The organism is Kitasatospora sp. NPDC059803 (assembly GCF_042732255.1).
Classification (GTDB): Bacteria; Actinomycetota; Actinomycetes; order Streptomycetales; family Streptomycetaceae; genus Kitasatospora.
In genome coordinates, this window is record NZ_JBHWIJ010000274.1 from 2,731 (window position 1) to 11,827 (window position 9,097).

Genomic DNA, 9,097 nt, shown 5'->3' on the forward strand with positions numbered 1-9,097 from the left:
CGACCGGGGGGGGGGGGGGGGGGGGGGCGGCGGGCGCGGTCGTCGGCGTGCTTGGGGGGGCTTGCCGGGGCCGGCCACCCCCCGCCCCCCCCCCGACTTCACGACCCAATAGTTAGGCACCTAAGCACAAATAGTTAGCCACCTAATCACTTTCACCCCAGCACCTCCGCAGGAGAGGCCCATGAGCAAGAAAGCACCCGGCGCACCACCCCCCTTCACCCTGTGGCGGGAGGTCCTCGTCGCCTACGCGATGCCCGCCGTGATGGCCGGCCTCGGCGGGGCCGTCACGCACCAGCCGCAGCTGATGATCGCCGCGGCCACCACGATCGGCGGCACCTCGGCCGTCGTCGCCACCCTGGTCGGCTCCGCCCTGCGGCGCCGGTCCAACCGCTCCCCGGGCGGCCGGGCACCGCACGCCCTGCTGGCCCCCGCACTCGGCCTGGCCGCCGCGGCCGTCGCACTCGCCGTCGGCCTCGCGGCCGCGCACTGGCTGCCGCAGATCCACGGGCTCGCCACCAGCCCCTGGCCCGGCCGCCTTCCGATCGACCTGCCGGTCTCGTCGGCGATCGCGGCCACCGTGATCACCTGGCGCTGGCGCGGCAGCCGCCGGCCCCGATCCCCGCAGCACCGACTCTCCACCCGACCGGAAGGACAGACCTCATGATCGTCGTCATGGGCGCCGGAGGCGCCACCGGCGGTGCCACCCTGCGCAGCCTCGCCGCCCTCGGTGCACCGAGCCGCTCACTCAGCCGCGACCCCGCCCGCCTCGCGGCCGGACTCGACGACCGGACCCTCGCACTGACCGAGACGCTCCCGGCCGACGCCGCCGACCCGGACTCGCTGCGCGCGGCCTTCCGCGGCGCACACCAGCTCTTCCTCACCATGGCCAACGGCCCGCAGCAGGTCCAGCACGAGCTGGCCGCGATCGACGCGGCGGTCGAGAGCGGCGTGGAGCACATCGTCAAGATCTCCGCACCCGCAGCCGAACCGGACTCCCCCGTGGCCGTCTCGCGCGGCCACCACCTGATCGAGGAGCGCCTGCGCGCGTCCGGCGTCACCGGGACGGTGCTGCGGCCGTACGCATTCATGCAGAAGCTGTTGCTGCTGGCACCCGGCATCGCCGCCGCCGGGGTGGTGCACGGCGCCCTGGGCCAGGCCCGCTGCAACTACGTCGACGCCCGGGACATCGGCGACGCCGCGGCCGGGGTGCTCACCCGCCCGGAGCTCGCCGGCGGAACGTATCCGCTCACCGGCGGCCGGGCGTACAGCTACCCGGAGCTCACCGGGCTGCTCGGCGAGTTGCTCGGCCGCCCGGTCCGCTACCTCGACCTGCCCCCGGCCGGGCTGCACGCCCATCTGGTCGAGCGGGCCGGGATGCCGCCCTGGCTGGCCTCCCACGTGGTGGAGATCCAGCAGCTCGCGGTGGTCCGCCGGGAGGCGCCCGACGACACCCTCACCCACCTCACCGGGCACGCCCCGCGCACCCTGGAGGCGTTCCTCCGGGAGCACCTGCACCGCTTCCGCTGACCGTTCGGGCGCCACTCGGGCACCACCCGGGCGTCATTCGGGCGCCTCTCGGACAGCGCTCCGACACCATGGCGGGCCCGGCTGCCAGGCCGGAACCGGGCCGGGAAGCCGGGCCCGCCACCCGAAGGGAGCAGCATTCCCTGTGGCGTGGATCACGATCGAGAATTCGTCCTGACGATCCGTCAATTCGACTGACATCCAGTCACATGACTTCCACGCCTATCCAGTTGTTGACTGACACAACGTCAGCTCAGGCCATTTCCGGCCTAGTTGGGCCAGGTGTCGGGCCGTACGGCGCCTCGCACCCGGGGCTACCATCAGTCGGGTTGTCCGCTCCGGCCCCGGAGTGGGGTCACCCCGTCAGGCGAGTGCTCCCACCGCCCCGAAGGGCCGGGCATCAGTCGGAACGGGGCGAGGACGAGGAGCGTACGGGCTGCCATGACAGCTGAACCGAGCACGGAGCAGTCCCCCACGTCGCCCCAGGCCACACCACCCCGAGCCACTCAGCCCCAAGCCACGCCACCCCATGCCGCACCGCCGCAGGCCCTCTTCCCGGGCCGTCCGGCCGCCGCACCGCGCACCCTGGTCGACGTCCTGGACGCCACCGTCCGCGACCACCCCGACGAGCCGGCCCTGGACGACGGGCGCACCGTGCTCGGCTACCGCGCCCTGGCCGCCGAGGTCGAGCAGCTGCGCCGCCGGCTGGCCGCCGCCGGGATCGGCCCTGGCGACCGGGTGGGCGTGCGGGTGCCCTCGGGCACCAACGACCTGTACGTCTCGATCCTCGCGGTGCTCGCCGCCGGCGCCGCCTACGTGCCGGTCGACGCCGAGGACCCCGACGAGCGCGCCCAGCTGGTCTTCGGGGAGGCCGGCGTCGCCGCGGTGCTCGGCGCCGACCGCGCGCTGACCGTCCACCGCGAACGCCCGGTGCCCCACCCCGGCGAGGCGGCCGCGGACCACCGCCCCCGCCCCGCGCCGACCGACGACGCCTGGATCATCTTCACCTCCGGCTCCACCGGCCGCCCCAAGGGCGTGGCCGTCACCCACCGCAACGCCGCCGCCTTCGTCGACGCCGAGGCGGCGCTCTTCCTCCAGGACGAGCCGATCGGCCCCGGCGACCGGGTGATGGCCGGCCTGTCGGTGGCCTTCGACGCCTCCTGCGAGGAGATGTGGCTGGCCTGGCGCCACGGCGCCTGCCTGGTGCCCGTCCCCCGCTCCCAGGTGCGCAGCGGCGCCGACCTCGGCCCCTGGCTGGCGGAGCAGGAGATCACCGTGGTCTCCACCGTCCCGACGCTGGCCGCGCTCTGGCCGGCCGAGGCGCTCAACGAGGTGCGGCTGCTGATCTTCGGCGGCGAGGCCTGCCCGCCGGAGCTGGTGCAGCGGCTGGTCACCGAGGGCCGCGAGGTCTGGAACACCTACGGCCCCACCGAGGCCACCGTGGTCGCCTGCGCCGCGCTGCTGACCGGCGACGGCCCGGTCCGGATCGGCCTGCCGCTGGACGGCTGGGACCTCGCCGTGGTCGACGAGGCCGGCGAGCCGGTCGCGCCCGGCGGCACCGGCCAGCTGGTGATCGGCGGGGTCGGCCTGGCCCGCTACCTCGACCCGGAGAAGGACGCCGAGAAGTACGCGCCGCTGGCCTCGCTCGGCTGGGAGCGCGCGTACCGCAGCGGCGACCTGGTCCAGGCCGACCCGGCCGGCCTGCTGTTCCTCGGCCGCACCGACGAGCAGATCAAGCTCGGCGGCCGCCGGATCGAACTCGGCGAGGTCGACGCGGCGCTCCAGGCCCTGCCCGGCGTGGCGGGCGCGGCCGCCGCCGTCCGCACCGCGCGCGGCGGCAACCAGCTGCTGGTCGGCTACCTGGTCGTCCAGGACGGCTTCGACCGCGGGCAGTCCGTCGAACGGCTGCGCGCCGAGTTGCCGGCCGCCCTGGTGCCGCTGCTCGCGCCGGTCGACACCCTGCCCACCCGCACCTCCGGCAAGGTCGACCGGGCCGCCCTGCCCTGGCCGCTGCCCGAGCTGGAGAACGCCGGGCCGAGCGAGCAGCTGTACGGCACCGAGGCCTGGCTGGCCGAGCAGTGGGCCGAGATCCTCGGTGTGACGGTGAGCGGCCCGCGCGACGACTTCTTCGGCATCGGCGGCGGCAGCCTGGCCGCCGCCCGGCTCACCACGCTGCTGCGCACCCGCTACCCGAACGCCGCCGTGCTGGACGTCTACCAGCACCCGACGCTGCGCAAGCTCGCCCGGCACCTGGAGCGCACCGCCGCCCAGGGCGGCCAGGCCCGCACCGTCGCCCTGGTGCCGACCAGGGCCAAGCTGCTCCAGCTGCTCCTGCTGATCCCGCTGTTCACCGTGGTCGGCCTGCGCTGGACGGTCGCCCTGCTGGCCGCCGACAACCTGCTCTCCCACCTCGGCGACTACCCGTGGGCGCCCACTGCCTCCTGGTGGGCGGTCGGCGCGGGCGCCCTGGCGCTGTACACCCCGGCGGGCCGGCTGGCGATCGCGGCCGGCGGCGCCCGGCTGCTGCTGCGCGGCCTGCGCCCGGGCAGCCATCCGCGCGGCGGCGCCATCCACCTGCGGCTCTGGACCGCCGAGCGGCTCGCCGAGCTCAGCGGCGCCACCGCACTGTCCGGCGCCTGGCTGGTCCGCTACGCCCGGGCGCTGGGTGCCAAGGTCGGGCCCGAGGTGGACCTGCACTCGCTGCCGCCGATCACCGGGATGCTGAAGCTGGGCCGGGGCTGCGCCGTCGAAGCCGAGGTGGACCTGTGCGGCTACTGGCTGGACGGCGACCGGCTGGAGGTCGGCCAGGTCAAGGTCGGCTCCGGCGCCGTGGTCGGCACCCGCTCGACCCTGCTGCCCGGCGCCCGGGTCGGCAAGCGCGCCCAGGTGCTGCCCGGCTCCAGCGTCACCGGGCAGGTGCCGACCGGCCAGCGCTGGGGCGGCGCGCCCGCCGTCAAGCTGGGCCGCGTCGAGCGGGCGTGGCCCAAGGAGCGCCCGCCGCACCGGGCGTTCTGGGCCGCGCTCTACGGCGCCAGCGGCACGGCGCTCGGCCTGCTCCCGGTGGCGCCCGCGCTGGCCGCGCTCGCGGTCCTCGCCGGATTCGTCCACCAGGGCGACGACCTCGGTGCGACGCTCGGCGGCGCGCTGCTCGGCCTGCTGCCCGCCACCCTGGCGTACGGCGCGGTGTACGCGGCGCAGCTGGTGGCCGCCGTCCGGTTGCTGAGCCGCGGTCTGGTCCCCGGGGTGCACCCGCTGCACGGCCGGGTCGGCTGGCAGGCGTGGACCGTCACCCAGCTGATGGACCGGGCCCGGGAGGTGCTGTTCCCGCTGTACGCGGGACTGGTCACGCCGCTGTGGCTGCGGGCGCTCGGGATGAGGGTCGGCCGGGGCGCGGAGGTGTCCACAGTGCTGGCGCTGCCCAGCCTGACCACCGTCGGCGACGGCGCGTTCCTGGCCGACGACACCCTGATCGCGCCGTACGAGCTGGGCGGCGGCTGGGTGCGGCTCGGCGAGGCGAAGGTCGGCGAGCGGGCGTTCCTCGGGAACTCGGGAATGACCGCGCCGGGGCGGGCGGTGCCCAAGCGGGGCCTGGTGGGCGTGCTGTCGGCGACGCCGGAGAAGGCCAAGAAGGGCGGCTCGTACCTGGGCATGCCGCCGATGCGGCTGCCGCGCGCGGCGGACGAGGCCGACCAGAGCCTGACCTACGAGCCGCCGGCCCGGCTGCTCTGGGCGCGCGGACTGGTCGAGCTGGCCCGGCTGCTGCCGGTGCTCGCCTCGGGGGCGCTCGGCATGCTGACCGTCGCGGTGCTGTCCCGGCTGTCCGTCTCCTGGCCGGCGGGCGTGGCCGCGCTGCTCTCGGGCCTGGTGCTGCTGGGCGCCGGCGCGGTGGCCTGCCTGGTCGCGGTGGCGGCGAAGTGGCTGCTGGTCGGCCGGTTCCGGGCGGTGGAGCACCCGCTGTGGAGCAGCTTCGTGTGGCGCAACGAGCTCGCGGACACCTTCGTCGAGGTGCTGGCGGTGCCGTGGCTGGTCGGCGCGGTGCCGGGCACGCCGGTGCTGAACCTCTGGCTGCGGGCGCTCGGCGCGCGCGTCGGCCGCGGCGTCTGGTGCGAGAGCTACTGGCTGCCGGAGGCGGACCTGGTCACCCTCGGGGACGGCGTCACCGTCAACCGGGGCTGCGTGGTGCAGACGCACCTCTTCCACGACCGGATCATGCGGATGGATACTGTGGTCCTCCGCGAGGGCGCCACCCTGGGCCCGGGCGGCATCGTGCTGCCCGGCAGCACGGTGGGCGCGCGCAGCACGCTGGGCCCGGCCTCGCTGGTGATGCGCGCCGAGTCCGTCCCCGCCGACACGCGGTGGCTGGGCAACCCCATCGAGGCGTGGCAGCCCACGCCATGACCACCCGTCCCGGCCCGCAGGAAGTGCCCGCCCCCGTGAAGCCCAAGCACGTCCCGGCGGCCGCCGGTGCCCCCGACCCGTACTTCCCGGCCAGCGGCGACCACCGCTACCGGGTCCACCGCTACGAGCTCGCGCTGGACTACCGGCCCGGGCCGAACCGGCTGGCGGCCTCGGCCCGGCTGAGCGCCGTGGCGGACGCGGCGCTGGCCGAGTTCGCGCTGGACCTGGCCGAGTTCCGGATCGGGCGGGTGCTGGTCGACGGCAAGGCCGCCCGCTACACCCACCGCGCCGGCAAGCTGCGGATCCGCCCGGCCAGGGCGCTGGCGGCGGGGGCGGCGTTCACCGTCGAGGTGCACTACACCGGCAACCCCCGCCCGGTGCGCAGCCCGTGGGGCGGCCTGGGTTGGGAGGAGCTCACCGACGGCTCGCTGGTCGCCAGCCAGCCGATCGGCGCGCCGTCCTGGTTCCCGTGCAACGACCGGCCCGCCGACAAGGCGACGTACCAGATCGCGATCACCACGCCGTCCCCGTTCACCGTGCTGGCGAGCGGCCGGCTGCTGACCCGCACCACCCGGGCGTCCAGCACCACCTGGGTGTACGAGCAGAGCGCGCCGACCTCGCCGTACCTGGTGACGGTGTCGATCGGCCACTACCGGCCGGTGCCGCTGGCGGCCCGCCCGGCCGTGCCGCAGACCGGCTACGTGCCGGAGCGGCTGGTCCCCGCGTTCACCCGGGACTTCGGCCGGCAGCCGGAGATGATGGCGTACTTCGACGAGGTGTTCGGGCCGTACCCGTTCGGCGAGTACGCGGTGGTCGTCGCGGACGAGGAACTGGACGTCCCGGTGGAGGCGCAGGGCGTCGCCACCTTCGGGACGAACCACCTCGGCGGCGGCTGGCAACGCGAGCGGCTGATCGCCCACGAGCTGGCGCACCAGTGGTTCGGCAACAGCGTGACGATCGCCGACTGGCGGCACATCTGGCTCAACGAGGGCTTCGCCAAGTACGCCGAGTGGCTGTGGTCCGAGCACGCCGGCGGCCCGGCCGCGGCCACCCACGCCGCCGCCGCGCACGGCCTGCTGGCCGGGCTCCCGCAGGACCTCAGGCTCGCCGACCCGGGCCGCAGGCTGATGTTCGACGACCGGCTGTACCAGCGCGGCGGCCTGGCCGTGCACGCGCTGCGGCGGGCGCTGGGCGAGGACGCCTTCTTCGCGATGCTGCGGGACTGGACGAGCGTCCACCGGCACGGCGTCGTCGGCACCGCCGACCTGCTCGCGCACGCCTCCCGCTACACGACCGCCCCGCTGGCCCCGGTCTTCGAGGCCTGGCTGCAGCGGCCCGAACTCCCGCCGCTGCCGGGCTGACCGGCCCGGCGACGACATCGCGGGGCGTTCACGGGGCATTCGCGGCGCGATCGCGGGGCGTTTGCGGAGATAACGGGTGGATCCTTCGGAGCGGCCTGGCTAGGTTGGGTTCGTCTGTCGCCCGTCCGTGTTGACCGGCGGCCCCCGCCTGCGGACCTCACCGACGGTCTCGCCGGCGGACCTCGTGGCAGACCACACCGACGGGCCTCCCCCGCCGGACCGCGCCGAAGGATTCAGAGGATCAGATGACCGATCAGTCCGACGAACTGCTGCCGACCACCCGCCGCGCCCTGCTGCACCGGATCGCCGTCGCCCAGGCCGAAGGGCGCACGCCCTCCCTGGCCGCCGGAGTGGTCCGGGACGGCCGGCTGGTCTGGAGCGGCGCCCGCAGCATGATCGACGGACACGCGCCGACCCCCGACGTCCAGTACCGGATCGGCTCGCTCACCAAGACCTTCGTCGCCGTGCTGGTGCTGCGGCTGCGCGACGAGGGCCTGCTCGACCTCGCCGACCCACTCGCCCGCCACCTGCCCGGCACCCCGGCCGACGGCGCGACCATCGCGCAACTGCTCGCCCACACCGCCGGACTCGCCGCCGAGACGCCCGGGCCCTGGTGGGAGCGGACCGACGGCTCCCTGCGACCCGGACTGGACGACCTGCTGGAGCCCGGCGCCGCGATCAAGCACCCGGCCGGGCGCCTCCACCACTACTCCAACCCCGGCTACGCGCTGCTCGGCGCGCTGGTCGAGCGGCTGCGCGGCGAGCCCTGGGGCGAGGTGCTGCGACGCGAGGTGCTGGCGCCGCTCGGCATGGACCGCACCACCCTGCTGCCCGAGCACCCGCACGCCGGAGGCTTCGCCGTCCACCCGTGGGCCGACGTCATGCTGCCGGAGCCGCTCACCGACACCGGCCTGATGGGCCCGGCCGGCCAACTCTGGTCCACCGTCGCCGACCTGGCCCGCTGGGCGGCCTTCCTCGCCGCCGGGGACGACAAGGTGCTCGCCGCCGACTCGCTCGCCGAGATGCGCCGGCCCGCCACCGGCCCCGACAACACGACCTGGACCACCGGATACGGCCTCGGCCTGCAACTGCGCCGCCACGAAGGCCGGGTGCTGTACGGCCACACCGGCTCGATGCCCGGCTTCACCGCCGCACTGTGGGTCAGCGACGAGGACGGCCTGGCCGCGATCGCCCTGTCCAACGCCACCACCGGCGCCGGCACCACCCTGGTGGCCACCCAGTTGATCACGCTGACCGCCGAGCACGAGCCCCGGCTGCCCGAGCCCTGGCGCCCGCTGCCCGAGGTCGACGAGGAGCTGCTGGCCCTCACCGGCCCCTGGTACTGGGGCACTTCGGCGCAGGCCCTGCGGCTGCGGGCCGACCGCGGCCTCGAACTGACCTCGCTCACCGGCGGAGCCCGCAGCTCCCGCTTCCGCGCCGAGCCGGACGGCACCTGGACGGGACTGGACGACTACTACACGGGCGAGACCCTGCGGGTGGTCCGGGCGGCCGACGGCACGGTCAGCCACCTGGACCTCGGCTCCTTCGTCCTCACCCGCGAACCCTACGGCCCCGCGCCCGTCATCCCGGGCGACGTCGACCCGAAGGGCTGGCAGGCCTTCTAGGACCTGCCGGGGGCGCGCCCTGCTCGGGGCACGCCGGTCGCGCACAACATCGCACCCGTCCGCGGGAGTTCCGGGGGAATCCCCGGAGAGAGTGGCCGGGGGGGGGGGGGCGCGCGCGCCGCGGGGGCGCCCCCCCGCGCGCGCCCCCCCCGCGCCCCCCGCGGCGCGGGCGCGGCGGGGGGGGGGCGA

General features: G+C 75.8%; 5 protein-coding genes. All 5 read left to right on the top strand.

The window, feature by feature from the left end:
* Nucleotides 1–181: 181 nt before the first annotated feature.
* The 5 genes from ACFV6I_RS31520 to ACFV6I_RS31540 all read left to right on the top strand — a co-directional run bounded on the left by ACFV6I_RS31520 (nt 182) and on the right by ACFV6I_RS31540 (nt 8,908).
* Nucleotides 182–664, top strand: coding sequence for a hypothetical protein (locus ACFV6I_RS31520; protein ID WP_380428965.1), 483 nt, complete (start codon nt 182–184; stop codon nt 662–664).
* Nucleotides 661–1,527: an NmrA family NAD(P)-binding protein gene (locus tag ACFV6I_RS31525; RefSeq protein WP_380428968.1), complete on the top strand. Its 867-nt coding sequence runs from the start codon at nt 661–663 to the stop codon at nt 1,525–1,527. Before ACFV6I_RS31520 ends, ACFV6I_RS31525 begins: the two co-directional genes overlap by 4 nt.
* Before the next feature lie 438 nt (nt 1,528–1,965).
* A complete protein-coding gene (locus tag ACFV6I_RS31530; protein ID WP_380428970.1) occupies nt 1,966–5,922 on the top strand; it encodes a Pls/PosA family non-ribosomal peptide synthetase in 3,957 nt (1,318 codons plus the stop codon).
* Nucleotides 5,919–7,283 carry a M1 family metallopeptidase gene (locus ACFV6I_RS31535; RefSeq protein ID WP_079135337.1) on the top strand — a complete coding sequence of 455 codons (1,365 nt, stop codon included), beginning with the start codon at nt 5,919–5,921 and terminating at the stop codon, nt 7,281–7,283. Before ACFV6I_RS31530 ends, ACFV6I_RS31535 begins: the two co-directional genes overlap by 4 nt.
* Nucleotides 7,284–7,528: 245 nt before the next feature.
* A complete protein-coding gene (locus tag ACFV6I_RS31540; protein ID WP_380428973.1) occupies nt 7,529–8,908 on the top strand; it encodes a serine hydrolase domain-containing protein in 1,380 nt (459 codons plus the stop codon).
* Nucleotides 8,909–9,097 lie beyond the last annotated feature (189 nt).

Bases quoted from the DNA above. Each gene is read 5' to 3' on its own strand.
- ACFV6I_RS31520 (WP_380428965.1), top strand. From the start codon at position 182: ATGAGCAAGAAAGCACCCGGCGCACCACCCCCCTTCACCCTGTGGCGG.
- ACFV6I_RS31525 (WP_380428968.1), top strand. From the start codon at position 661: ATGATCGTCGTCATGGGCGCCGGAGGCGCCACCGGCGGTGCCACCCTG.
- ACFV6I_RS31530 (WP_380428970.1), top strand. From the start codon at position 1,966: ATGACAGCTGAACCGAGCACGGAGCAGTCCCCCACGTCGCCCCAGGCC.
- ACFV6I_RS31535 (WP_079135337.1), top strand. From the start codon at position 5,919: ATGACCACCCGTCCCGGCCCGCAGGAAGTGCCCGCCCCCGTGAAGCCC.
- ACFV6I_RS31540 (WP_380428973.1), top strand. From the start codon at position 7,529: ATGACCGATCAGTCCGACGAACTGCTGCCGACCACCCGCCGCGCCCTG.